Below are 25,367 nucleotides of genomic sequence, written 5' to 3' on the forward strand. Positions count from 1 at the left end.
ATGGCTGCTGAAAATACTTTCCATTTTCCAAAACCAGGACAGCGGATCCTTCGCTCTGTGATCGCTGTGGCATGCTGCTTCTGTGTGTTTTATCTTCGAAACAGAGAAGGAATCCCGTTTTATTCCGCACTGGCAGTTCTTCAGTGTATCCAGCCTTATCAGGACAGTATGGCTCAGGTGGCAAAAAAAAGAGTCACAGGAACTTTTGTGGGCGCTTTCTGGGGACTGGTGATCATTCTGAGCCAGATGTATCTGTTTCACGGAAGTCTTATGGACACTTTTCCCGGATACATGTTGATTTCACTTTTTACGGGAATTGTTATTTACTCTACCGTTGTTCTGAACTGTAAAAATACTGCTTATTTTTCATGCGTGGTGTTTTTAAGTATAACGGTCATGCATATGACAGACGCAAGTCCGTTTCTCTTTGTATTTAACCGTGTACTGGATACCCTGATCGGAGTTGGGATCGCACTGATCGTAAATACCGTGCATCTTCCAAGAAAACGGCAGAAAGATGTTCTTTTTGTTTCCGGAATTGATGACACCCTTCTCAATCAAAAAGATCAGATGTCCGCATACAGCAGGATCGAACTGAACCGCCTGATCGATTCCGGGGCAAAGTTCACCGTATCTACCGGGCGTACTCCTGCAACGATCCGGGAATCTCTTCCTGGGATTCATCTGAAACTTCCGGTGATCGCCATGGATGGAGCAGTGTTGTACGATCTGAACGAAAATTCCTATCTTATGAAATATCAGATGTCAACGTCCCAGGCACAGACGATCTGTGATTTTCTTGACCGGAAAGGAATTTCTTATTTTACAAACTGTGTAGTGGATGATCTTCTGGTAATTTATTATGACCGGCTGATCTCACCTCTTCATCAGGAAGTTTATGAACGGAGACACCGGTCTCCTCATCGCAATTACGTCCAGAAAACTCAGCCGGTATACGAAAACGTGGTATATCTGTATCTTCTGGATAAAAAAGAAGTCATGGAAAAACTTTACCGGGAACTGATGGAGCAGCAGTGGATCGGCAGTTACCGTGTGGCTTTTCATGATTCCATCCGATATCCCGGATGTGCCAACATCAAGATCTACATCAAAGATGCTACCCGGGAAAATATGCTCCGGAATTTAAAAGCACTGCTGAATCTGGATAAAGTGATTACATTCGGAAGTGTGGAAGGCAGATACGATGTCTGTATCGAAGATACCGGGAAAGATGAAATGGTAAAAACATTAAAAAAGCTGTACGAACCAGTTGGTCTGGAAAAAGAAACTGTCAGATAACTCCCGGTTGCATTTTGGGAACCTGCGGCTTATAATAAAATGCGGATATATCTTTTGTGGTATATCCGCGTTTTTTATATCAACAGAAATTATTTTTCAGGAGAAAAAACATGATTTTTCCTATAAAAGCCGTGATATTTGATGCGGACGGTGTCCTTCTGGACTCTCTTTCTATCTGGAGGGAACTTGGAAAACGATATATCACAGATCTGGGATATCAGCCGGTTGCGGGAATGGAAGAGATCCTTTTTCCCATGAGTATGGAGCAGGGAGCGGCATGGCTGAAAAGCAAGTTCGCTCTTGGGCTTTCCGAAGAAAAGATCGTGGAAGATCTGAAAGTTCGGATCCAAAACTACTATTTTGAGGAAGTCCCGGCAAAATCAGGCGCCAGAGAACTTCTTGCATGCCTTGCCAAAAAGAAAATCTCGGCTGTGGTGGCAACTTCAAGCCCCAAAGAACATATCTGCCGGGCACTAAAGCGAAACGGCCTTCTTTCTTTTTTTAAAAAAATCTATACCACCAGTGAGATCGGAGAAAGCAAATATTCTCCGAAGATCTATCTTACAGCAGCGAAAGTGCTGGGAACGGAGCCATCCAGGACACTGGTAGTGGAAGATTCTCTCTATGCACTGCAGACCGCAGGAAAAGCTGGATTTCTGACTGCAGGCATCTATGACGCATTGGGAGAACCGGATCAGGAGCAGTTAAAAAATGACGCACATATCTACTGCCAGAATCTGACAGAATTACAGAATCATATATTTACAGAAAACGGAGGAAACGAAAGATGAAAACAGCATTAACCATCGCAGGCAGCGATTCCAGCGGAGGTGCAGGGATCCAGGCCGATATCAAGACCATGATGGCAAACGGAGTATACGCCATGAGTGCCATCACCGCACTGACTGCCCAGAACACCACCGGTGTCGCAGCCATCCAGAATGCAACGGCAGAATTTCTGGGCCAGGAACTGGACTGTATTTTTACGGATATTTTTCCGGATGCAGTAAAGATCGGAATGGTTTCCGAAAGTGATCTGATCTGTATGATCTCCAAAAAACTCCGCCAGTATCAGGCGAAAAATATCGTGGTAGACCCGGTTATGGTGGCTACCAGCGGTGCAAGGCTGATCAGCGAAGAGGCTGTGGATGTTCTGAAAGAAGAACTGTTTCCTCTTGCGGATCTTCTCACTCCCAATATCCCGGAAACGGAAGTGCTTACCGGACGAAAGATCAGAAACACCGAAGATATGATCGAAGCCGCAAAGCAGGTTTCCGAACAGTATCACTGTGCAGTTCTCTGCAAGGGCGGCCATAAGCTTAATGATGCCAATGATCTTCTCTATGAGAACGGAACGTATCAGTGGTTTGAGGGAAAAAGGATCGACAATCCCAACACCCACGGAACAGGATGTACTCTTTCCTCAGCCATCGCATCCAACCTTGCAAAAGGATTTTCCATGGTGGAATCTGTAAACCGTGCCAAGGACTATATTTCCGGAGCTCTTGCTGCCATGCTGGATCTCGGAAAAGGAAGCGGCCCTATGGATCATGGTTTTGCAGTAAAAAACAGTTATACAGAGGAGGCATAAGGTTATGACAGTTACAGAACGGATCACCGCTCTTCGAAAACAGATGAAAGAAAAGGGAATCGATGCTTATCTGGTTCCGACCGATGATTTTCACGGTTCCGAGTATGTAGGAAATTATTTTAAATGCAGGAAATACATTACCGGATTTACCGGTTCTGCCGGAACTGCCGTCATCATGGAGGACATGGCAGGGCTCTGGACAGACGGAAGATATTTTATCCAGGCTGCACAGCAGTTAGAGGGAACACCGGTTACTCTGTTTAAGATGGGAGAACCGGATGTACCGACGATCCATAAATTTCTGGAAGAAAATCTGAAAGAAGGAATGTGTCTCGGCTTCGACGGCCGTACTGTCAGCGCAGAAGAAACAGAGGAACTGAAAAAAATCCTTCGGGAAAAACAGGTACGTTTTTCTGTAAATGAGGATCTGATCGGAAATATCTGGGATGACCGCCCGGCACTTTCCTGCGAACCGGTAATGGAATTATCCGAAAAATGGGCCGGAAGATCCAGAGCAGACAAGATCCAGGAAATCCGCAGCAAACTGAAAGAAAAATGCGCAGATCTTTTTGTACTCACCTCTCTGGATGATATTGCGTGGCTTCTGAATATCCGCGGAAATGATATCCACTGCTGCCCGGTAGTGCTTTCCTATCTTGCAATGGATGAGAGAGAAATCCGGCTTTTTGCCAATGAAAAAGCTTTTCCGGATTCAGTAAAAGAAGCTCTGGCCGCAGATGGTGTTACCATCTATCCATATGAGGATATTTACACTTATGTACAGACGATCCCTGAAGAGAAAAAAGTATATCTTTCAAAAAGCAATGTAAACAGCCGCCTGGTCAGCAACATTCCGTCCGGAGTAACGATCCTGAATGGAGAAAACCTGACTCTTCTTCCAAAAGCTATCAAAAATGAAACCGAAGTCCAGAATGAAAAGACTGCTCACATCAAAGATGGCGTGGCAATGGTGAAATTCATCCACTGGCTGAAAAAGAATGTGGAAAATCAGGAGATCACAGAACTTTCCGCAGCGGATAAACTCTATGAATTTCGTTCCGGTCAGGAGAACTTCCAGGGAAACAGCTTTGATCCTATCATTGCCTACGGTGCACATGGAGCCATTGTCCATTACGGTGCAACAGAAGAAACCAGTATCCCACTGGAGCCAAAAGAACTGGTTCTGATGGATACCGGCGGACATTATCTTGAAGGAACTACAGATATCACTCGTACCGTTGTACTTGGCCCGGTTACTGAAAAAGAAAAAAAATATTTCACAGCAGTACTTCGTGGGCATCTGAATCTGGCAGCCGCAAAATTCCGCTATGGCTGTACCGGACTGAATCTGGATGCTCTGGCAAGAGGACCACTCTGGGCTATGGGAGAGGATTACAACCACGGAACCGGTCATGGAGTAGGTTATCTTCTCAATGTACACGAAGGCCCCCAGAGTTTCCGCTGGAAAAATCTTTTAGATCGTCCGGCCCCTGTTCTGGAAGAAGGAATGATCACTTCCGATGAACCTGGATACTATGCGGAAAATGAGTTTGGTATCCGTCATGAAAACCTTGTAGTCTGCAAAAAAGCTGAAAAAACAGCCTACGGCCAGTTTATGAAATTTGAACCTCTGACTCTGGTACCTTTTGACCTGGAAGGCATAGATCCAGCCCAGATGGAAGCAGGAGAACGCACTTTGCTCAACCAGTATCATGCTCTTGTATATGAGAAAATTTCTCCATATCTGGATGAGGAGGAAAAATGCTGGTTAAAAGAAGCCACACAGGCAATCTGATCCGGAATTAACGGTTACATTTGACAAAAAATTCTTGACCTGAACCTAGGTTTAGATTGTATCATAAAAACAGCGAAATTTTTTATGAACATAACACAGGAGGGATTACAAATGGCACACAAAAAAATCGTACCTGGAACAGGCGGAGAACATTACATTCCTTATAAGGAGCGTTCCGGAGAGAAATCCATCGTATATTTTACAGAGGATCTTTCCGCCGAAGGACTGAAGAAGATTTTCGAGCGTGTAAGCGGCAGCCTTAATGGTAAGATCGCAGTCAAACTTCACACAGGAGAGTAGCACGGACCAAATATCATCCCTGCACCATGGGTAAAGGAACTGATCGCAGATAAGATCCCGGAAGCCCATATCGTAGAGACAAACACCTACTACGAGGGAGACCGTTACACAACGGAGAAACATCGTGAAACTCTGAAGGTAAATGGCTGGACATTCTGCCCGGTAGATATCCTGGATGAGGACGGAACTACCATGTTCCCGGTAAAAGACGGAAAATGGTTTACAGAGATGAGCGTTGGAAAAAATCTGGAAAACTATGATTCCCTGCTTGTCCTGACACATTTCAAAGGCCACACTATGGGCGGCTTCGGCGGCTCCAACAAGAACATCGGTATCGGCTGTGCAGACGGACGTATCGGTAAGGGAATGATCCATACGGTAGAAGGTTCCGACAATCTGTGGAGTATTGCAGAGGAAGAACTGATGGAGCGTATCACAGAGTCCACCAAATCTGTAGTTGACCACTTCGGAAAGAATATCGTATTTATCAATGTCCTTCGAAACATGTCTGTTTCCTGCGATTGTGAGGGTGTTGGAGCAGCACCGGTCGTAACACCGAATATCGGAATCGTCGCATCTACAGATATTCTTGCGGCAGACCAGGCCTCTGTAGACCTTGTGTATGCACTGAAAGATTCTGATCATAAAGATCTGGTAGAGCGAATTGAGACACGTCACGGCCTCCGCCAGCTCAGCTATATGAAAGAAATGCACATGGGAAATGACAGATATCATCTCATCAACATTGACGAAGATGATAAAGAGATCCTTCCTGCAGATGCAGTAAAGAATGTAAAACCATTCCAGAGATAAGAATATTTCACAAAATGTGAAAGATCCTTAAAACAGAAAAGGGCGCATGTATCCATAAAATGTGGAATTTCATGCGCTCATTTTCGTGTTATAATAGAGAAAAATCCAAACAGCGAGGTACTTAATGCCTATGAAAACAGAAAACAGAATCAATCACTACATCGATCTTCATGCACATCTCGATGGCTGTATTACCGTGGATATTGCAAAAAAACTTGCCGCATTGCAGCAGATTACACTTCCGGCCACAACAGACGAAGAACTTCTTTCCCTTCTTTCTGTGCCGGATACCTGCGAAAATCTCAATGATTTCCTGAAATGTTTTGACCTGCCCCTTTCCCTTCTACAGACAGAAGAAGCTTTGGAAGAAGCCGTTTATCTTATCCTTTCTGAAATGAAAAAAGACGGTGTGATCTACGCAGAACTCCGTTTTGCCCCACAGTTCCATACACAAAAAGGAATGACTCAGGAAACAGCGATCCAGTCTGCGTTACGTGGCCTGAAAAAATCGCCTATCCCTGGAAATCTGATCTTATGCTGTATGCGTGGCGATTCCAACCAGAAAGAAAATCTGGAAACCCTGGAGCTGGCAAAAAAATATCTTGTAAAAGATGGCGGCGTAGTTGCCATTGACCTTGCAGGAGCCGAGGCACTTTTCCCAACGGAAAATTACGAGGATCTTTTTGCAAAAGCAGGAGAATACCAGGTTCCATTTACCATTCATGCAGGTGAAGCCGGAGACGCGGATGACGTAAAAACAGCCATCCATATGGGTGCGACCAGGATCGGTCACGGTGTGCGGATCGCAGGAAACGAAGAAGTGATGCAGCTTGTAAAAGATACAGGCGTTTTTCTGGAAATGTGTCCGACAAGCAACCGCCAGACAAAAGCAGTGGAAGAGATGTCCGCCTATCCGCTGAAAACATTTCTCGAAAAAGGGCTGAAAGTAACATTAAATACCGATGATCCGGCCATTGAAAGAACAACCCTTTCCCGGGAATTCCAGTACATGGAATCTTTGTTAAATCTTACAGAAGAACAGAAGAAGCAGCTGCTCCTTCATTCAGTGGAAGCAGCTTTCACCTCCAAGGACAGAAAACAGAAACTGAAAGAACAGCTCCTTTTCTGAACCAGATGAAAACTATTAGGAGAGAGGACAGCTATGGACACCAATTTTGAACACTACAAAGTATTTTATTATGTAGCAAAGTACGAAAACCTTACAAAAGCGGCATCCGTTTTAAAAACCAGTCAGCCGGCTGTTACAAGAACGATCCACAACCTGGAAAATATTCTTGGATGCAGATTATTCATCCGGAGCAAAACCGGAATGAAACTGACGCCGGAGGGTAATATCTTTTATGAATACGTAGCTGCCGGATGTGCCCAGTTTTTTAAGGGCGAAAATAATCTCAGCAATCTGATCAGCCTGGAAAATGGAACCATCTATATCAGTGCAACAGAAACAGCTCTTCACTGTTATCTGTTTGAAGCAGTCCGGGATTTCAATATCCTGTACCCGAATGTTCACTTCAAAATCCTGAATAACAGCACCACGGATTCCGTAAATGCATTGAAAGAAGGAAAAGTAGATCTGGCTGTTGTATCGGCAACTTTGCAGGTAGCGGCTCCTCTGAAAATGAAGATTGTAAAAAAATACAGAGATATCCTGATCGGCGGAAGCAGATTTGAAAAACTGAAAGACAGGGAACTTTCCCTTGGAGAGCTTTCCAACTGTCCGTGGGTCAGTCTGACAGCGGAAGCCATTACCAGGAAATTTCTGGATTCTTACTTCGAACAGCATGGGCTGCAGTTTTCACCGGATGTGGAGCTTGCCACAACCGATATGATTCTTCCCGCTGTCCGGTATAATCTGGGAATTGGATTCATTCCCAGAGAATTTGCCCAGGATGATCTGGGATCTGGAAAGGTTTTTGAGATTCAGGTAAAAGAAGCGCTTCCGGAAAGAAACATTCTGGTAATTCACGATACCGAATATCCTCAGAGCATTGCTTCAAAAGCATTTCAGAAATTTCTCACGGAAAGAGAAGCAGAAAAAACAAAGTAAAATACAGGGCAGGTACACCGTGCGATTACATGGTACCTGCCCTGTATTTATATGGTTGGAGGATTTTTACTTATGCCATTCCCAGTTTCTGATCTCTTCAAGATCCTGGCCATATTCTGCAATATACTGCTTATGTTCAACAAGCTTGTCGTTCATCTTCTGGATTAAGAAGGAACCTTTGTTGCCAAGCTGCGGGAGATGCATGATAGCATCTTTTACCAGGTTGAAACGGTCGATCTGGTTCTGGACACGCATATCAAACGGAGTAGTGATAGTACCTTCCTCCTGATAGCCATGAACAGAGATGTTGTGGTTATGACGCTCATAAGTAAGCTCATGGATCAGAGTCGGATATCCGTGGAATGCAAAGATCACTGGTTTATCTTTTGTGAAGATCGCATCATACTCTGCATCACTTAAGCTGTGCGGATGTTTGTGGTCGGATTCCAGTTTGAACAGGTCCACAACGTTTACAACACGGATCTTAAGCTCCGGCATTTCATCACGAAGGATGGTAACAGCAGCCATGATCTCAAGGGTAGGAGTATCACCGCAGCAGGCCATAACAACATCCGGTTCCTCGCCACAGTCGTTGCTTGCCCACTCCCAGATGCCGATACCCTGTGTGCAGTGCTTAACAGCCTGTTCCATAGTCAGCCACTGGCAGCTTGGATGTTTGGAAGCTACGATGGCATTGACATAGTTCTTACTCTTGATGCAGTGATCAAAGCAGGAGAGTAAGCAGTTCGCGTCTGGCGGGAGATACATACGTACCACGTCTGCCTTTTTGTTGGCAATGTGATCCAGGAATCCCGGATCCTGATGTGTAAATCCATTATGATCCTGCTGCCATACATTAGATGTAAGAATGAAGTTCAAGGAAGCGATCGGCTGTCTCCAGGAAAGCTGATTGCAGACTTTCAGCCATTTTGCGTGCTGAGCGGCCATGGAGTCAACGATACGGATAAATGCCTCATAACTTGCGAAGAATCCGTGACGGCCTGTAAGAAGATATCCTTCCAGCCATCCCTCACACATATGCTCACTGAGCATACTGTCCATGATACGTCCGTCTCTTGCAAGACAGTCATCAGTGTCAAGCAGCTCCGCATTCCAGTCACGTTTCTGGTACTCAAATACTTTGTACAGACGGTTGGACATACTCTCATCCGGTCCGAAAATACGGAAGTTTTTGTTCTCCTCATTGAGTTTGAAGATATCTCGGATGTATCCGCCAAGCTCGATCATATCCTGGGCTTTAGTTTTTCCTGGCTGAACATCAATGCCATATTCACGGAAATCCGGGAGACGAAGATCTTTCAGAAGAAGACCGCCGTTTGCATGTGGGTTGGCACCAAGACGTGCATTTCCCTTAGGAGCCAGTTCTGCAAGCTCCGGAATCAAGCGGCCGTTCTCATCGAACAGCTCCTGCGGACGGTAGCTTGTCAACCATTCTTTCAGAAGATCAAGATGCTCCGGTTTCTCCATAGAGATCGGAACCTGATGAGCACGGAAAGATCCTTCGATCTGAAGTCCGTCAACAACCTTAGGACCTGTCCATCCCTTCGGAGTACGAAGAACGATCATAGGCCATACTGGACGCTCCGGATCATTGTTTTCACGTGCATTTTTCTGGATCGCTTTGATCTCCTCAATAACAGTATCCATGGTTTCAGCCATCTTCTTGTGCATGGTCATCGGGTCGTCGCCTTCAACGAAATATGGTTTCCAGCCGCAACCCTTGAAGAAGCACTCAAGCTCTTCATGAGAAAGACGGGAGAAAATAGTCGGGTTGCTGATCTTATATCCGTTTAAGTGAAGACAAGAAAGAAGGGATAAAATTATGATTATGTGGGCTGTTCTTATGGTCGTTTTATTTGTTCTTGCGTTTGCGGGAATTTTATATCTGTCCAACAGAATCGGACATTTTTCTTTCGTCAGAAATCTGTCCCATGGAAAAAAACGTCTTGCCTTAGTTTACGGATTTTTGATCACAATTGTATTTACGGCAGTCATCTGGTTTCTGTGGAGATCAATGAATGCAATTGTCTGTGTTCTTCATTTACTGATATTCTGGATGATCAGTGACGGAATTTTTTCTCTTATAAAGAAACACCGTGAAAAAAGTTTTTCCAGATATTATGCTGGTATCACAGCGATTATTTTTACGATGTGTTATCTTGGCACCGGCTGGTATCTGGCTCATCACGTGTGGGAAAAAAACTATCGGATCCAGACAGAGAAAGAAGTTGGGAATCTTAAAGTAGCAGTGTTCTCAGATTCCCATGTTGGAACTACGTTTCATGGAAAAGGCTTTGAGGAACATATGAAAACCATCGAAGCCCAGAATCCGGCGTTGACCTTGTATTTTCCGGCCACACCCACGGCGGCCAGCTTTTTCCTCTTATGACTATCGAAAACCTCATAAATATTACACTGGATAACCGGATCTATGGCTATGAAAAAAGAAACAATACCAGTTTCATCTTTCTGGTATAGATCTGGATTGGATATGAAATTAACCTCTTTTCAAAAGAGCAGAAGTATTGTATTATGGTAACAATTCGGTCTTTTTGTCCGATATATCTGTAATGTACAGAAATAGAGTAACTTATGATAAAAATTCTGTTGTGAGGAGGATTTATGTTCGAAACGATTATTGACGCAATCAACACATTTCTCTACAGCAAATTGCTGATTGTGATATTAATTGGTTCTGGTATCTACTTTACTATCCGGACCAGATTTCCGCAGGTACGTTTATTCAGAAACGCCTGCAGTGCTGTAATGGAAAAGCCGGAGGGAGAAGAAAGTGTATCATCTTTTCAGGCGCTGATGGTTTCCACAGCATCCCGTGTAGGCACAGGTAACATTGTGGGAGTGTCTTCCGCTATTTGCATCGGTGGCGTGGGCTCCGTATTCTGGATGTGGATCATTGCCATTCTTGGCAGTGCATCAGCTCTGGCAGAGAGTACACTGGCGCAGATATATAAGAAAAAAGGGAAAGACGGCCAGTGCTACGGCGGCCCGGCGTACTACATAGAGGCGGCATTGCACAGCAGAGGACTGGCAGTGCTTTTCTGTATAGCCATGATCCTGACTTACGCGTTTGGATTTAATATGCTGGCCTCCTACAATCTGCAGTCTACATTTTCCGGTCAGCCATTTTATAATGCAGAGATCACCCCATGGATCATTGGAGGAATTCTGGCGCTGGTGACAGGATGGTGTCTGTTAGGTGGCGGTAACAGAATTGTGAAAGTAACTTCTACTTTAGTGCCATTTATGGGAATTATATATATTCTGATATCCCTGCTGGTAGTAATACTGAATATCGGACAGCTTCCGTCAGTAATGGCACAGATTTTCGAAGAAGCATTTGATTTTAAAGCAATTTTTGCCGGATTTGCCGGATCAGCTATGATGCAGGGAATCCGAAGAGGTCTGTATTCCAATGAGGCAGGTATTGGTTCTGCACCAAATGCGGCAGCTTCTGCAATGGTCAGTCATCCGGTCAAGCAGGGACTGGTACAGATGTTGTCGGTGTTTATTGACACATTATTATTGTGTACTGCAACTGCCATGATGTGCCTGGTATCTGGAGTGACACCGGTAAAAGAGCTTCAGGGAGCACCGTGGGTGCAGGCAGCACTTTATAAGACCCTTGGCTCTTTTGGACCATATTTTATCATGATCGCAATGGTATTATTTGCTTTCACCACATTGCTGGGAAATTGTTTCTACTGTGATAATCTGCTGACTTATATCCTTAAAAAGCAGCCGGGTAAGAAATTCATGACAGGATTTCGCCTTGTATCAGCACTGGTGGTGTTTTTGGGAGCGGGAATGGAGATGACATTACTGTGGCATATCTCTGATGTACTGATGGGGGTAATGGCACTGATCAACATTCCGGTAATCCTGCTATTGTCCAATACCGTATTAAAAGCATTAAAAGATTACGAAGGACAGATCCGGCAGAAAAAAAATCCTGTATTCTTCAGTAAAAATATTGATCTGAAGCAAAAAACAGATTACTGGAATTAAAGCACCTGTGAATAGCAGTAAAATGTAATATAACAGTAAAAATAGCAGATAACATACCACTATATTATATGCGGAGGATACCTTGCTGTGTTCTCCGTTTTTTCACATAATTAAAGATAACTATTTCACATAAATTATACTTGAGGTAACACTACTGAAATAAGGAGTGGAAAACTATGATCTATACATACAAATATAAATCACCGTTAGGAGAAATTTTACTGGCAGCAGATGAAATTGGGCTTACAGGCTTATGGTTTGAAGGACAGAAATACTTTGCGAATACACTCCCGGACGAGAGAATTTTACAGGAAACGGAGATCCTTGCAGAAACAAAAAAATGGCTGGATATCTATTTCTCCGGTGAAAAGCCAACATTTACACCTCCTCTTCATCCTGCGGGATCAACATTCAGACAGGCAGTGTGGCAGATTTTGTTAAAGATTCCTTACGGACAAACAATCACGTACGGAGAAATTGCCAGTAAAATAGCGGAAAGGGAAAATATTTCCCATATGTCCGCTCAGGCTGTTGGAGGTGCAGTTGGACATAATGAAATTTCCATTATCATTCCCTGTCATCGGGTAGTTGGCACAAATGGCAGTCTTACAGGATATGCAGGAGGAATTGATAGAAAAATTTCACTGCTTAAGCTGGAACATGCAGATATGAGCCGTTTCTTTGTACCAAAGAGTAAATTGACAGCAAAGGAGCAAGCATGAAGGGAAACATCATTTACAAAAAAATAATCCCGGCCAGATCTCCGGAATATGCAGAGTTTCCAGAAAGCCTGCATCCGGATATCCGGGATTTTCTGGCCGGACAGAATATAAAGGCTCTCTATACCCACCAGGCAGAAGCTTTTTTCCATGCTATGGATGGAGAAAATGTCGTGATCACTACACCTACTGCCAGTGGTAAATCCCTGTGCTTTTATCTGCCGGTGGTGGAGGAAATCCTGAAAAATCCTGTGACCCGTGCGATCTTTATTTATCCCACGAAAGCTCTGGCAGCTGATCAGTACCGTGCGCTGATCCCCTGGGTGGAAGCGCTTGGTGAGCATCGTTTATCTGTCGGCGTATATGACGGAGATACACCGCCTGCTGAGCGAAAAAGGATCCGGGAACGTGCCAATATCATCCTTACCAATCCGGATATGTTAAACGGCTCCATGCTTCCAAATCACAGCAAATATGGATTCGACTTTATTTTTTCCAATCTGAAATACATTATTCTGGATGAACTGCATGTATACAGAGGAGCTTTTGGCTCCCATCTGGCCAATGTATTTCGCCGTTTAACCAGAATCTGCAGATATTATCACGCAGATCCTCAGTTTTTATGCAGTTCCGCCACCATTGCCAATCCCCTGGAACTTGCGGAAAAGATCTGCGGAAGATCTTTTATCAATATCGCCAGAAGCGGTGCAGGAATATCAGAGCGGATCTATTGCCTGGTCCAGCCAGAAGAGAAACTGAATAAAGATGGCATCCACTACGGAAAAGAATCTGTTATAAATGTTGCAGCGGACCTTCTTCCTCAGCTGATGGAACGAAGGGAGAGCTTTCTGGCATTTGCCAGATCCAGAAAAAATGTGGAGATCCTGGTGAAAGAAACCAGAGACCATCTGGATGCGGCAGGGTTCTTAGGGACAGCCAGAAAAGAAGAAATCTCCGGGTACCGTGGCGGTTACACTCCTCTGGAGAGAAAAAGCATCGAACAGCGTATGATCTCAGGGGATCTTCTTGGCCTTGTATCCACCAATGCATTAGAACTGGGAATCGATATCGGAAAGATCAGTACAACGGTACTGGCCGGTTATCCGGGAACAAGAGCATCTTTCTGGCAGCAGACAGGCCGTGCAGGACGAGGAAGTGGAAAATGCACCAATTATCTGATTCTTGCCAACCTTCCCATGGATCAGTATATCGCTCTGGAACCGGAATGGCTTTTTGAACACAGCAGTGAAAATGCCATCGTTGATCCAGACAATCTTCTGATCCAGCTTGCACATATCCGGGCTGCGGCAGCGGAACTTCCGTTAACCCTGGATGATGGTGCATTATTCCCGGTGCCATACGTTCCGGTTCCCATCCTGGCATGATAGATCCGTTTGTGTCGGAAGCAATTGAATGGAACATGTCTTCCGGATTTAATGCATCAACAGCAGCCTGAGTATAGGCAAGGACGGTAGAACCGTCAGGATGTTTTCTTGCAAGCTCCGTTCGCGTCCAGTCGAAAACCGGCATGAAATTATAGCATACGAGATGAATATCTTCTTTTCCCAGATTTTCAAGTGTTTCGATATAGTTGTTAATATAGAGGTCACGGTCTTTATTTCCGATTTTGATCGCATCGTGAACATTGACGCTTTCAATTCCGGATACATGCAGCCCGTTTGCTTCTACCTCTTCTTTCATTGCGTGGATACGTTCCCTGCTCCAGATTTCTCCCGGAGCCGTATCGTACAAGGTTGTGATCACTCCGGTTACTCCGGGAATCTGTCGAATTTGTTTTAAGGTTACCGTATCAAAACTTGAGCCATACCATCTCAATGTCATTTCCATAGTATTTAAGATCCTTTCTTTTTGTGAATGTTGTTTTTTGTTAATTTTATTATAAGAAAATATATGGAAAATACGATTGGCAGAATTGTTGTATACATTGCCAAAGTTGCGGTAAAATGATATGCTGATTTTATTGGATAGGAACGATATTTCGGTGGTTCGGAGGCGGAAGATGAGAAAGAAGTTAAACACCCAATTTAATACAAGGCAGTATATCCATACATTATATCCATGTACATAATGCATGGATGAGTATCGATCTAATCACAGGAATCATCAAAGAGAAATGAAACGGTACTTGTACCAGGAAAGGAATAAGGATGAATAGAGAGGAAGCAAGAAAAAAAGCGGAAGCGCTAGTTGCCAAAATGACGGTAGAAGAAAAAGCAGGGCAGCTGAAGTTTGATGCACCGTCAATTGAACGCCTTGGAATTCCCGCTTATAACTGGTGGAATGAGGCTCTTCACGGAGTGGCCCGGGCCGGAACTGCTACTGTTTTCCCGCAGGCGATCGCACTGGCTGCAATGTTTGATGATAAAAAACTAAAAGAAATTGCAGATGTAATCGCAGAAGAAGGAAGAGCAAAGTATCATGCATTTTCCAGGGAAGGGGACAGGGATATTTACAAAGGCCTTACGTTCTGGTCTCCCAATGTCAATATTTTCAGGGATCCTCGATGGGGAAGAGGACATGAAACTTATGGAGAGGATCCTTATCTGACTTCAAGACTTGGGGTCGCATTTGTAAAAGGACTTCAGGGCGATGGGGATACAATGAAGGCAGCAGCCTGTGCAAAGCATTTTGCAGTACATTCCGGACCAGAAGCACTCCGACACGAATTTGATGCGAAGGCTTCTCCAAAAGATTTGTATGAAACTTATCTTCCAGCTTTTGAAGCCCTTGTGAAGGAAGCGGACGTTGAAGCTGTAATGGGAGCTTATAACCGGACAAATGGCGAACCATGCTGTGGAAGTAAAACATTGCTGAAAGATATATTAAGAGATGACTGGGGATTCAAAGGACATGTTGTATCAGACTGCTGGGCAGTCCGGGATTTCCATTTGAACCACAAAGTGACGGAAGGGCCAAAAGAATCTGTAAAAATGGCGCTGGATGCGGGCTGTGACCTAAACTGCGGATGCACGTATGCTTATATAATGGCTGCGCTGAAGAAGGGACTGATCACGGAAGAGCAGATTACCAGATCCTGTGTCAGACTGTATACAACGCGGTTTCTATTAGGATTATTTGATGGAAGTGAATATGACAGTATTCCTTATGAAGTTGTGGAGTGTGAGGGACATAGAAAACTTGCGGTCACAGCGGCAGAGAAAGGAATCGTTCTTTTAAAGAATGATGGAATCCTTCCTTTAGATAAAAGCAGAATAAAGACAATTGGTGTAATAGGACCAAATGCAAACAGCAGAAGAGTGCTTTCTGGAAATTATCACGGAACTTCCTCACATTATGTAACTGTTTTGGATGGAATCCAAAAGGAAGCAGGAGAAACCTGCAGAGTTCTGTATTCAGAAGGCTGCCATCTGTATAAGGATAAGACCGAGCCTCTAGCATGGCAGGATAATCGGATCTCGGAAGCGATAATTACTGCAAAACACAGTGATCTTGTTGTTCTTGTGCTTGGCCTGGATGAAACCGTTGAGGGAGAAGAACCGGATGAGGGAAATGCAGGTCAGGCAGGAGACAAGGAATCTCTGGAGCTTCCTCTTTGTCAGCAGAAGCTTCTGGAAGCTGTTGCAACAGCTGGAAAACCAGTTGTCACCGTATTAATGTCAGGAAGTGCAATGGATCTTCGTTATGCAGATCAACATACAAATGCAGTTCTTGAAGCCTGGTATCCGGGTGCTGAAGGCGGAACAGCACTGGCAGACATATTATTTGGCAAGGTGTCCCCAAGCGGAAAGCTTCCAGTTACATTCTATTATGATACCGATGATCTTCCGGAGTTTACCGATTATTCCATGGAAAACAGAACTTACCGGTATATGAAGAAGGAAGCATTATATCCCTTCGGATTTGGGCTTACCTACGGAGATGTATTTGCAGAAGCTGCGGAATTTACGGAAAAGCCACAGAAACATAAGAATTTAAAATTAAAATGTACTGTAAAAAATGAAGGTCTGGCAGACACCGACGATGTAGTGCAGGTTTATATCAAGGACTGGAAATCAAAATATGCGGTAAGAAATTATCACCTCTGTGCATTCAAACGAGTACATCTGAATGCCGGAGAAAAAGAAACTTTTGAAATAGAAATTGATAAAGATGCATTGCAGATTGTGGATGAAGAAGGAAAAAGGTATATAGACAGTGATGAATTTTCTGTTTATATTGGAACTTCCCAGCCGGATCGCCGAAGTGAAAGGCTATTAAAAAGAAAGCCTTTAGAACTTCGATTCAATATAGAATGATCTGAGTCTTTGATAAAATAAGCCGAAAACAATTTTAATAAAATTTTCTCATCACAGTATCTTGAACCTCCTGCCCGGATATGTTAAACTTAATAAGTTTTAAAAATGCAACTAACTACTATCTGGCCATGTTTATACACAGATCTAAAAAGCAATTTTCACTGTGGCACAAACATGGTCAGATTTAAGATAAAACGGTGTTACACCGTATAGAATAGGAGATTATAGATAGAATGGCATTGAGTCCAATGATGAAAGAATACGTAAAGACCAAAGAAGAATACAGCGATTGTATCCTTTTTTACCGTCTGGGCGATTTTTATGAAATGTTCTTTGATGATGCGCTGACTGCATCCAAGGAACTGGAGATTACACTTACAGGAAAAGACTGCGGACTGGAAGAGAGAGCGCCCATGTGTGGCGTTCCTTTTCATGCTGCGGAAACTTATATCAACCGATTGATTGAAAAAGGTTATAAAGTTGCCATCTGTGAACAGGTAGAAGATCCGAAAAAAGCCAAGGGTCTTGTAAAACGTGAAGTTGTCCGTATTGTCACACCGGGAACCACACTGGATGCCATGTCACTGGACGAGTCTAAAAACAATTATCTGATGTCCATTGTCTCCATCGGAGATCATTTTGGCTGTGCCATTGCAGATATCACAACCGGTGACTGCTTTCTCACAGAGCTGGATAAGCCTCAGAAACTTCTGGATGAAATCAATAAATTCACACCTGCGGAGATCATTTGCAACGATGCGTTTCTTTTAAGTGGTGTGGATGTGGAGGATCTGAAAGGACGCCTTGGAATCTGCGTATTCGCCCTGGATCCCTGGTACTTTGACGATCAGCTGTGTCAGAAAACTCTAAAAGAACATTTTCATGTGGGAAATCTTGAGGGACTGGGAATCGGTGACTACGACAGCGGGATCATTGCTTCCGGTGCACTGTTTCTGTACCTGAAAGAAACACAGAAAACAGCACTTTCCCATATGGCAAGCATCCGTCCCTACTCTGCCGAAAAATACATGCTTATCGACAGCTCCAGCCGTCGTAACCTGGAACTTGTGGAAACCATGCGTGAGAAGCAGAAAAGAGGCTCTCTTCTCTGGGTACTGGATAAGACAAAAACGGCCATGGGTGCCAGAACACTCCGCTCTTATGTGGAGCAGCCACTGATCGATGCAGAGGAAATCGAAAAGAGACTGGGTGCCCTGGAAGAACTGAATGCCCGACCTATGGAACGGGATGAGATCCGGGAATACTTAAATCCGATCTATGACCTGGAACGTCTGATCAGCCGTATCAGTTACAAATCCGCCAATCCGAGAGATCTGGTTTCTTTTGCCTCTTCCCTGGAAATGCTTCCTTATATAAAACAGATTCTTTCCGATTTTAAGTCTCCACTGCTTACTAAAATCAATGAAGATATGGATCCACTGACAGATATTACTGCTCTAATCCGTAATTCCATCATCGATGATCCGCCCCTTGCCCAGAAAGACGGTGGTATTATCCGGGAAGGATATAACGAAGATGTAGACAAATTCCGCCGCTCCCGGACCGATGGAAAAAAATGGCTCTCTGAGTTGGAAGCAAGGGAGAGGGAACGTACCGGAATCAAAAGCCTGAAAATCAAGTACAATCGTGTATTTGGATATTCTCTGGAAGTTACCAATACTTTCAAAGATCTTGTGCCAGAAGATTATATCCGCAAACAGACCCTTACCAACGCAGAACGTTACATCACTCAGGAGCTGAAAGATCTGGAAGATCTGATCCTGGGAGCCGAAGATAAGCTTTATGCGCTGGAATTTGAGCTGTTTTCCAATATCCGTGATCAGGTTGGAGCGGAAGTTGTCCGTATCCAGCGTACTGCAAAAGCGGTGGCTGCACTGGATGTTTTTGCCTCCCTTGCACTGGTTGCACAGAGAAATAATTTTGTCCGCCCGAAGATCAATGAAACAGGCCTCATTGATATCCGAAACGGCCGTCATCCGGTTGTGGAGCAAATGATCGAAAATGATATGTTCATTCCAAACGATACCTATCTTGACAACCACAAAAAACGGATCTCCATTATCACAGGACCGAACATGGCCGGAAAATCCACATACATGCGCCAGACAGCCCTGATCGTACTGATGGCACAGATAGGAAGCTTTGTTCCGGCAGACAGTGCAAACATCGGTGTGGTGGATCGGATTTTCACCCGTGTGGGCGCATCCGATGACCTTGCAAGCGGACAGAGTACCTTTATGGTGGAGATGACAGAAGTTGCCAACATTCTTCGCAATGCCACTTCCCGAAGCCTTCTGATCCTGGACGAGATCGGACGTGGAACCAGTACTTTTGACGGCCTCTCCATTGCCTGGGCAGTGATCGAACATATCAGCAACACCAAGCTCTGTGGTGCCAAGACCTTATTTGCAACTCACTATCATGAGCTTACCGAGCTGGAGGGAAAACTTTCCGGTGTCAACAACTACTGTATTGCTGTCAAAGAAAAAGGCGACGATATCGTATTCCTGCGTAAGATTGTAAAAGGCGGCGCTGATAAGAGTTATGGTATCCAGGTAGCCAAGCTTGCCGGTGTTCCGGATTCCGTGATCCAGCGTGCCAAGGAACTGGTGGAAGAACTCAGTGACGCAGATATCACCGCAGCGGTAAAAGATCTGACTGCCCCGAAGAAAAAGCAGAAGATCACCTATGACCAGGTGGATATGGCACAGATGTCACTCTTTGACACGGTGCAGGATAATGATATCATTGAAGAGATCAAAGGCCTGGAAATCGGCAATCTGACGCCTATGGAAGCTTTGAATATTCTCTATAACCTGCAGAACAAAATAAAGAACCGGTGGTGATCCCTTGAGAAAAATTGCAGTTTTAGACCAGAATACCATTGATAAGATCGCGGCAGGAGAAGTTGTAGAACGGCCATCTTCTGTTGTAAAAGAACTTGTGGAAAACGCCATTGACGCAGGAGCTACCGCCATCACAGTAGAGATCACAGATGGCGGAAAAAAACTGATCCGAATCACGGATAACGGTTCCGGAATGGAAGCAGAGCAGGTTCCTCTTGCTTTTCTCCGACATGCTACAAGTAAGATTGAAAAAGTGGAAGACCTGACCCACATTGCCTCTCTGGGCTTTCGTGGCGAGGCTCTTTCCAGTATTGCCGCCGTCTCCCAGGTGGAACTGATCACAAAAACCCCTTCTGCCATCAGCGGTACCCGCTATGTGATCGAAGGTGGAAAAGAACAGTCCCTGGAGGAGATGGGTGCTCCGGAAGGAACCACCTTCCTGATCCGGAACCTTTTTTACAACACACCGGCAAGAAGCAAATTTCTGAAATCCGACATGACAGAAGCCGGTTACATCAATACGCTGATGGAACAGCTGGCACTTTCCCATCCGGAAATTTCCTTCAAATATATCCAAAACCGTCAGGTGAAACTGTCAAGTTCCGGGAACTACAGTGTAAAAGATGTGATTTACAGTGTTTACGGACGGGATATCGCCAAAGCGCTTCTGGAAGTTTCCTACGAAAATGATTTCATGAAGATCGAGGGATTTGTAGGAAAGCCGGAGATTTCCAGAGGAAACCGTACTTTTGAAAATTATTATATTAATGGCCGATATGTAAAAAATAAGATTATTACCAAGGCTATTGAGGACGGATATAAAGGCTTTGTCATGCAGCATAAATTTCCGTTTGTTTCCCTCCGGATTGAAATGGATGGCAATGACCTGGATGTCAATGTGCATCCGGCAAAAAGAGAAGTGCGTTTTGCCAGAGAGACGGAAGTTTATACAGCCATTTATGAAACTGTCCGCAAGGCTGTAACCCACAGAGAACTGATTCCGCAGGTATCTGTTGGAAAAGACGAATCGACATCACATAACGAGCAGATGAAGCCAGGAAATGTTCCGGAGCCTTTTGAGGTAAAAAGGCGGCAGGAGATGTACGGCCACCAGAACCGGACCGCAAATATATCTTCCCATATTGCACCACCAGCTTCTGAAGTACGTACATCCCCGGTTATATCTGTGCCTTACAGTAAACCGGCAAATAGTACAGTCTCCTATGGCTCAGCAAAAACAGCTCACAGTTCTTCAGCTTCTTCTACTGATAAATACAGGCATGTGGATTCTCTGCAGGAAAATCCCGTATATGGATCGCAGCCCTTTACAAAAGAAGAAGAGGAAATGTTTTCCGGTACACTGAAAGACGGAAAAAAAGAGAATTCCGCTGCAAAAACAGCTGATCCAGAAGTGATCTCTGAAAAGCCTGCGGAATCGACTCCTCCTTCGGTAAGCAGTGAGCCGGTTACGCCACGTGAACAGGAACAGCCAAAACAGCTGGAACTGTTCGAAGAACGGCTTCTTGCTCCTGAATCCAGAAGCCGCCACAGGCTGATCGGACAGCTGTTTGACACCTACTGGCTGGTACAGTTCGAGGATAATTTTTATATCATCGACCAGCATGCAGCCCATGAAAAAGTATATTATGAGCGATTCGTAAAGCTGTTTCAGTCCCAGAACATCCAGTCCCAGTATGTAAGCCCGCCGCTGATCGTTTCACTTAGCCTTGAGGAAGAAAATCTTCTGAAAGCAAACGAAAAGTATTTCCGGGATTTCGGTTTTGAGATCGAGCCTTTTGGCGGAAGAGAGTACAGTATCAGTGCAGTGCCATCCAGTCTTCTGGGAATGACAGAGGAAGAGCTGTTCCTGGAAATGCTGGACCATCTTAACGCAGACGGCTCCAAAGATGCATTTGAACTGTTTACCGCAAGGCTTGCAACTATGGCCTGCAAAGCTGCTGTAAAAGGCAATCATTCCATGTCACCTCAGGAAGCAGACAAGCTGATCGATGAACTTCTGACACTGGAAAATCCATATAACTGTCCTCATGGAAGGCCAACCATCATTGCCATGAATAAGACAGAGATTGAAAAAAAATTCAAACGTATCGTATAAGATACCTATCATAAACGGAGGAAATCTATGAAAAAACCTCTTATCGTCCTTACCGGACCTACTGCCGTGGGGAAAACAAAACTTTCCATTGCCCTTGCAAAAGCAGTAAACGGAGAGATCATTTCTGCAGATTCCATGCAGGTTTACCGCCACATGGATATCGGTTCCGCCAAGATCACACCGGAAGAAATGGATGGAGTTCCCCATCACCTGGTGGATGTACTGGATCCAACAGAAGATTTTAATATCGTTCTTTTTCAGCAGATGGCAAAAGAAGCTATGGATAAAATTTACACCAAAGGCCGGATCCCGATCCTGGTAGGCGGCACCGGATTTTATATACAGTCCGTAACCAGAGACATTGATTTTACCAGTTCCAACCAGGATGACCATTACCGACGGGAGCTGGAAGAACTGGCAAAACAGAAAGGCCCTTCCTTTCTCCATGATATGCTTGCCAAGGTTGATCCAAAATCAGCCGAAGATATCCATGAGAACAATGTCAAGCGTGTGATCCGTGCCCTGGAATTTTATAAACAGAACGGTACCCGGATCTCCGAACATAATGAAGAGCAGAAGGAGCATACCAGCCCCTATGCCCTGGCCTATTTTGTCCTGAACGCCCCCCGTCCCCTTCTCTACGAACGCATTGACACAAGAGTGGATGAAATGCTGAAAAACGGACTGGTGGAAGAAGTAAAAAAACTCCGCGAAATGGGCTGTCACAGAGGAATGGTTTCCATGCAGGGTCTGGGCTATAAAGAAATCCTGGACTGGATGGACGGAGAATACTCTTACGAGGAAGCCATCCGCATCCTGAAACGTGACACCAGACATTTTGCCAAACGCCAGCTTACCTGGTTCCGAAGAGAAGGCGAGGTAACCTGGGTAGATAAAGATAACTTTGATTACGATGACAGCAGGATCCTTTCCTACATGCTTTCTGTATGCAGGGAAAAGGGAATCCTGCCTGCCAAATAAAATAAAAAAGGAAAAATGATCATGAAAGAATTATATGCACAGCTTGGAATTTCTTCCGCGGTTTACGATTTTGGTAAAACTGTAGAAGATTCCCTGAAAGAACGTTTTGAAAAATTTGATAAAACTGCAGAGTACAACCAGATGAAGGTTATCCATGCCATGCAGAAAAACCGTGTCAGTGAGGCATGTTTCGGAGCTTCCTCCGGTTATGGCTACAATGACCTTGGCCGTGAAACCCTGGAGCAGGTCTATGCGGATACGTTCCACACAGAAGCCTGCCTGGTCCGCCCGCAGATCACCTGCGGAACCCACGCACTTGCCATTGCATTATTTGGAAACTTACGCCCGGGCGATGAGCTTCTTTCCCCTGTGGGAAAACCATATGATACCCTGGAAGAAGTCATCGGAATCCGTCCGTCCAATGGTTCTCTTGCAGAATATGGTGTAAAATACCGTCAGGTAGATCTTCTTGAGGATGGCACTTTTGATTACGAAAACATCAGAAAAGCAGTCAATGAAAAAACAAAACTGGTAACCATTCAGCGTTCCAAAGGCTATCAGACCCGTCCTTCTTTCTCTGTAAAACAGATCGGTGAGCTGATCGCTTTTGTAAAGAAAATCAAACCGGATGTGATCTGTATGGTAGATAACTGCTACGGAGAGTTCGTAGATACCATCGAGCCAAGTGATGTAGGTGCGGATATCATGGTGGGTTCCCTGATCAAAAATCCAGGCGGCGGCCTTGCCCCCATCGGCGGATATATCGCAGGAAGAAAAGACTGTGTGGAAAATGCTTCCTACCGTATGACCTGTCCGGGACTGGGCATGGAAGTCGGTGCAACTCTTGGTGTAAACCGTTCTCTGTACCAGGGATTTTTCCTTGCACCGATGGTTACCAAAGGAGCTTTAAAAGGCGCTGTTTTTGCGGCAAACATTTACGAAAAACTTGGTTTCCCGGTAGTACCGAACAGTACAGAACCACGTCAGGATATCATCCAGGCAGTCACCCTTGGAACACCGGAAGGTCTTGTGGCATTCTGTCAGGGAATTCAGGCGGCCGCTCCGGTAGACAGTTTTGTAACACCGGAACCGTGGGATATGCCAGGTTATGACAGCCAGGTTATCATGGCTGCAGGTGCTTTTATCCAGGGCTCTTCCATTGAGCTTTCTGCTGATGGTCCTATGAAACCACCTTATGCTGTTTATTTCCAGGGTGGTCTTACCTGGGAGCATGCAAAACTTGGAATCCTGAAATCTCTTCAGTATATGGTTGATAAGGAACTTGTGAAATTATGAAAAAATCCGAAGGACCGGACTTAAAAAAACAGGTCTTTGTCATAGGAGCAGGTGCTTCCGGTCTTATGGCGGCCATTCAGGCTGCCATAAACGGAGCGGCGGTTACGGTTCTGGAACAGAATGACCATCCCGGCAGAAAAATCTGTGCTACCGGAAATGGGCGCTGTAATATGACAAACCTGAACCAGGATGAAAACGCTTACCGGGGATCTCATCCAGAATTTGTCAAAGATGCCCTGGCACAGTTTCCTGTGAAAAAGACTCTGGAATTCTTTCAGAAACTGGGAATCTGTACCACAGACCGCGATGGATGGATCTATCCCCGTAGCAGCCAGGCGCAGAGCGTGGTAGATGTTCTTACCATGAAAGCACGCAGCCTGAAAGTAAAACTGAAAACCAATCAGACCGTTACCGGAGTGTCTTTCAAAGACGACCAGTGGAAGATTCACACTGACGGATGGACCTACAGCGGTGATGCCGTGATCCTTGCAAATGGTTCCCGTGCCTCTTCCGTTGCAGGTTCCAGTGAAAGTGGATACGAAATCGCAAAGAGCCTTGGTCATCGTCTGATCGAACCACTTCCGGCGCTGACAGCTTTGAAATGTAAGGGAAATTCTTTTTCCGGCTGGAGTGGTGTGCGGACAGAAGGTAAAATAACCCTTTATATAGACGGCACACCGGAAGTCTCCCAGCAGGGAGAACTGCAGCTTACCGATTACGGTGTATCCGGGATCCCGGTATTCCAGATTTCCCGCTACGCCATCCGAGCTGTTCACGAAAACAAAAGCGCAGAGCTTTCCATAAATTTTTTCCCGGAACTGAACCCAAAAGAACTGGAAGAATACCTGGAACAGAGAAAAGCAGACTGTCCTTATAAAACAGAAAAAGAACTTCTTATCGGGCTTTTTCCGGAAAAACTGATCCGTGTTTTATGTGCACAGAAGGATCTGATTCGTGGGATCACCGATTTTCGCCTTCCGGTAAAAGACGGCCTTTCTTTTGAACAGGCGCAGGTTTGTTCAGGCGGCGTAGATACTACTGAAGTTCACAGCAAAACCATGGAATCCCGACTTCACAAAGGCCTTTATTTTGCCGGAGAACTCCTTGATATTGACGGTACCTGCGGTGGATACAACCTGCAGTGGGCATGGTCAAGTGGAGCTACCGCCGGTATCTGGGCAGCAAAGGAGGAATAAAA

Annotated in this window: 18 protein-coding genes and 2 pseudogenes; 18 read left to right on the forward strand and 2 right to left on the reverse strand. The window is 44.8% G+C overall.

The features are described from left to right. From KQI39_RS01645 to KQI39_RS01680, 8 genes are all read left to right on the forward strand, one after another. Positions 1 to 1,299, forward strand: coding sequence for an HAD hydrolase family protein (locus tag KQI39_RS01645; protein ID WP_216415955.1), 1,299 nt, complete (start codon positions 1 to 3; stop codon positions 1,297 to 1,299). Between the two features lie 110 nt (positions 1,300 to 1,409). Further along, entirely contained in the window at positions 1,410 to 2,090 is a 681-nt protein-coding gene (locus KQI39_RS01650; protein WP_216415957.1) for an HAD family hydrolase, read from the forward strand. Beyond that, the gene (gene thiD, locus KQI39_RS01655; protein WP_216415959.1) at positions 2,087 to 2,890 is read left to right on the forward strand and encodes a bifunctional hydroxymethylpyrimidine kinase/phosphomethylpyrimidine kinase; all 804 of its coding nucleotides are present in this window, start codon (positions 2,087 to 2,089) and stop codon (positions 2,888 to 2,890) included. Before KQI39_RS01650 ends, thiD begins: the two co-directional genes overlap by 4 nt. A gap of 4 nt (positions 2,891 to 2,894) precedes the next feature. Then, the gene (locus KQI39_RS01660; protein WP_216415961.1) at positions 2,895 to 4,685 is read left to right on the forward strand and encodes an aminopeptidase P family protein; all 1,791 of its coding nucleotides are present in this window, start codon (positions 2,895 to 2,897) and stop codon (positions 4,683 to 4,685) included. A 111-nt stretch (positions 4,686 to 4,796) separates the two neighbouring features. After that, a complete protein-coding gene (locus tag KQI39_RS01665) occupies positions 4,797 to 4,985 on the forward strand; it encodes a hypothetical protein (protein ID WP_216415963.1) in 189 nt (62 codons plus the stop codon). A 69-nt stretch (positions 4,986 to 5,054) separates the two neighbouring features. Further along, the gene (locus KQI39_RS01670; RefSeq protein WP_330653913.1) at positions 5,055 to 5,798 is read left to right on the forward strand and encodes a DUF362 domain-containing protein; all 744 of its coding nucleotides are present in this window, start codon (positions 5,055 to 5,057) and stop codon (positions 5,796 to 5,798) included. Between the two features lie 130 nt (positions 5,799 to 5,928). Beyond that, positions 5,929 to 6,927: an adenosine deaminase gene (add, locus tag KQI39_RS01675; protein WP_253293015.1), complete on the forward strand. Its 999-nt coding sequence runs from the start codon at positions 5,929 to 5,931 to the stop codon at positions 6,925 to 6,927. Between the two features lie 33 nt (positions 6,928 to 6,960). Continuing rightward, the gene (locus KQI39_RS01680) at positions 6,961 to 7,866 is read left to right on the forward strand and encodes a LysR family transcriptional regulator (RefSeq protein ID WP_216415967.1); all 906 of its coding nucleotides are present in this window, start codon (positions 6,961 to 6,963) and stop codon (positions 7,864 to 7,866) included. 66 nt (positions 7,867 to 7,932) lie between these two features. Here KQI39_RS01680 and KQI39_RS01685 read toward each other — a convergent pair. Next, positions 7,933 to 9,702 (reverse strand): annotated as a pseudogene (locus tag KQI39_RS01685) (phosphoketolase family protein); the annotation flags it as partial. A gap of 7 nt (positions 9,703 to 9,709) precedes the next feature. Between KQI39_RS01685 and KQI39_RS01690 the strand changes: the two are divergent. The 4 genes from KQI39_RS01690 (at position 9,710) to KQI39_RS01705 (ending at position 14,017) form a co-directional block, all read left to right on the forward strand. Continuing rightward, on the forward strand, positions 9,710 to 10,276 hold the full coding sequence (locus tag KQI39_RS01690) for a hypothetical protein (protein WP_216416109.1): 567 nt from the start codon (positions 9,710 to 9,712) through the stop codon (positions 10,274 to 10,276). A 233-nt stretch (positions 10,277 to 10,509) separates the two neighbouring features. Then, positions 10,510 to 11,913, forward strand: coding sequence for an alanine/glycine:cation symporter family protein (locus KQI39_RS01695; protein WP_216415969.1), 1,404 nt, complete (start codon positions 10,510 to 10,512; stop codon positions 11,911 to 11,913). A 176-nt stretch (positions 11,914 to 12,089) separates the two neighbouring features. Beyond that, positions 12,090 to 12,635, forward strand: a complete 546-nt coding sequence (locus tag KQI39_RS01700) for a methylated-DNA--[protein]-cysteine S-methyltransferase (RefSeq protein ID WP_216415971.1) — start codon at positions 12,090 to 12,092, stop codon at positions 12,633 to 12,635. Continuing rightward, the gene (locus KQI39_RS01705) at positions 12,632 to 14,017 is read left to right on the forward strand and encodes a DEAD/DEAH box helicase (RefSeq protein ID WP_216415973.1); all 1,386 of its coding nucleotides are present in this window, start codon (positions 12,632 to 12,634) and stop codon (positions 14,015 to 14,017) included. The genes KQI39_RS01700 and KQI39_RS01705 overlap by 4 nt, the downstream gene beginning before the upstream one ends. Here KQI39_RS01705 and KQI39_RS17815 read toward each other — a convergent pair. Then, positions 13,986 to 14,480, reverse strand: a pseudogene (locus KQI39_RS17815) (mannonate dehydratase); the annotation flags it as partial. The gene KQI39_RS01705 and the pseudogene KQI39_RS17815 overlap by 32 nt on opposite strands. Before the next feature lie 320 nt (positions 14,481 to 14,800). On the opposite strand from KQI39_RS17815, the gene KQI39_RS01715 reads away from it, so the two are divergent. The 6 genes from KQI39_RS01715 to KQI39_RS01740 all read left to right on the forward strand — a co-directional run bounded on the left by KQI39_RS01715 (position 14,801) and on the right by KQI39_RS01740 (position 25,365). Beyond that, positions 14,801 to 16,909 (forward strand): glycoside hydrolase family 3 C-terminal domain-containing protein, encoded by a 2,109-nt coding sequence (locus KQI39_RS01715; protein WP_216415975.1) that lies wholly within the window; start codon positions 14,801 to 14,803, stop codon positions 16,907 to 16,909. A 233-nt stretch (positions 16,910 to 17,142) separates the two neighbouring features. Beyond that, positions 17,143 to 19,776: a DNA mismatch repair protein MutS gene (mutS, locus tag KQI39_RS01720; RefSeq protein ID WP_253293016.1), complete on the forward strand. Its 2,634-nt coding sequence runs from the start codon at positions 17,143 to 17,145 to the stop codon at positions 19,774 to 19,776. Between the two features lie 4 nt (positions 19,777 to 19,780). Beyond that, the gene (gene mutL / locus KQI39_RS01725) at positions 19,781 to 21,892 is read left to right on the forward strand and encodes a DNA mismatch repair endonuclease MutL (protein WP_216415977.1); all 2,112 of its coding nucleotides are present in this window, start codon (positions 19,781 to 19,783) and stop codon (positions 21,890 to 21,892) included. A gap of 27 nt (positions 21,893 to 21,919) precedes the next feature. Next, positions 21,920 to 22,873 carry a tRNA (adenosine(37)-N6)-dimethylallyltransferase MiaA gene (miaA, locus tag KQI39_RS01730; protein ID WP_216415979.1) on the forward strand — a complete coding sequence of 318 codons (954 nt, stop codon included), beginning with the start codon at positions 21,920 to 21,922 and terminating at the stop codon, positions 22,871 to 22,873. A 21-nt stretch (positions 22,874 to 22,894) separates the two neighbouring features. Beyond that, the gene (locus KQI39_RS01735) at positions 22,895 to 24,169 is read left to right on the forward strand and encodes a methionine gamma-lyase family protein (RefSeq protein ID WP_216415981.1); all 1,275 of its coding nucleotides are present in this window, start codon (positions 22,895 to 22,897) and stop codon (positions 24,167 to 24,169) included. Next, the gene (locus KQI39_RS01740; RefSeq protein WP_216415983.1) at positions 24,166 to 25,365 is read left to right on the forward strand and encodes an NAD(P)/FAD-dependent oxidoreductase; all 1,200 of its coding nucleotides are present in this window, start codon (positions 24,166 to 24,168) and stop codon (positions 25,363 to 25,365) included. Before KQI39_RS01735 ends, KQI39_RS01740 begins: the two co-directional genes overlap by 4 nt. Positions 25,366 to 25,367: the final 2 nt, after the last annotated feature.

Origin of the sequence: Blautia sp. MSJ-36, from assembly GCF_018917985.1 — a bacterium.
Classification (GTDB): Bacteria; Bacillota; Clostridia; order Lachnospirales; family Lachnospiraceae; genus Blautia_A.

Excerpts from the sequence above, each read along its gene's own strand:
- KQI39_RS01660 (WP_216415961.1), top strand. The coding sequence starts at position 2,895 with ATGACAGTTACAGAACGGATCACCGCTCTTCGAAAACAGATGAAAGAA.
- KQI39_RS01650 (WP_216415957.1), top strand. The coding sequence starts at position 1,410 with ATGATTTTTCCTATAAAAGCCGTGATATTTGATGCGGACGGTGTCCTT.
- KQI39_RS01690 (WP_216416109.1), top strand. The coding sequence starts at position 9,710 with ATGATTATGTGGGCTGTTCTTATGGTCGTTTTATTTGTTCTTGCGTTT.
- KQI39_RS01645 (WP_216415955.1), top strand. The coding sequence starts at position 1 with ATGGCTGCTGAAAATACTTTCCATTTTCCAAAACCAGGACAGCGGATC.
- KQI39_RS01680 (WP_216415967.1), top strand. The coding sequence starts at position 6,961 with ATGGACACCAATTTTGAACACTACAAAGTATTTTATTATGTAGCAAAG.
- KQI39_RS01740 (WP_216415983.1), top strand. The coding sequence starts at position 24,166 with ATGAAAAAATCCGAAGGACCGGACTTAAAAAAACAGGTCTTTGTCATA.
- thiD (WP_216415959.1), top strand. The coding sequence starts at position 2,087 with ATGAAAACAGCATTAACCATCGCAGGCAGCGATTCCAGCGGAGGTGCA.
- KQI39_RS01695 (WP_216415969.1), top strand. The coding sequence starts at position 10,510 with ATGTTCGAAACGATTATTGACGCAATCAACACATTTCTCTACAGCAAA.
- add (WP_253293015.1), top strand. The coding sequence starts at position 5,929 with ATGAAAACAGAAAACAGAATCAATCACTACATCGATCTTCATGCACAT.
- KQI39_RS01705 (WP_216415973.1), top strand. The coding sequence starts at position 12,632 with ATGAAGGGAAACATCATTTACAAAAAAATAATCCCGGCCAGATCTCCG.
- KQI39_RS01700 (WP_216415971.1), top strand. The coding sequence starts at position 12,090 with ATGATCTATACATACAAATATAAATCACCGTTAGGAGAAATTTTACTG.
- KQI39_RS01665 (WP_216415963.1), top strand. The coding sequence starts at position 4,797 with ATGGCACACAAAAAAATCGTACCTGGAACAGGCGGAGAACATTACATT.
- mutS (WP_253293016.1), top strand. The coding sequence starts at position 17,143 with ATGGCATTGAGTCCAATGATGAAAGAATACGTAAAGACCAAAGAAGAA.
- miaA (WP_216415979.1), top strand. The coding sequence starts at position 21,920 with ATGAAAAAACCTCTTATCGTCCTTACCGGACCTACTGCCGTGGGGAAA.
- KQI39_RS01715 (WP_216415975.1), top strand. The coding sequence starts at position 14,801 with ATGAATAGAGAGGAAGCAAGAAAAAAAGCGGAAGCGCTAGTTGCCAAA.
- KQI39_RS01735 (WP_216415981.1), top strand. The coding sequence starts at position 22,895 with ATGAAAGAATTATATGCACAGCTTGGAATTTCTTCCGCGGTTTACGAT.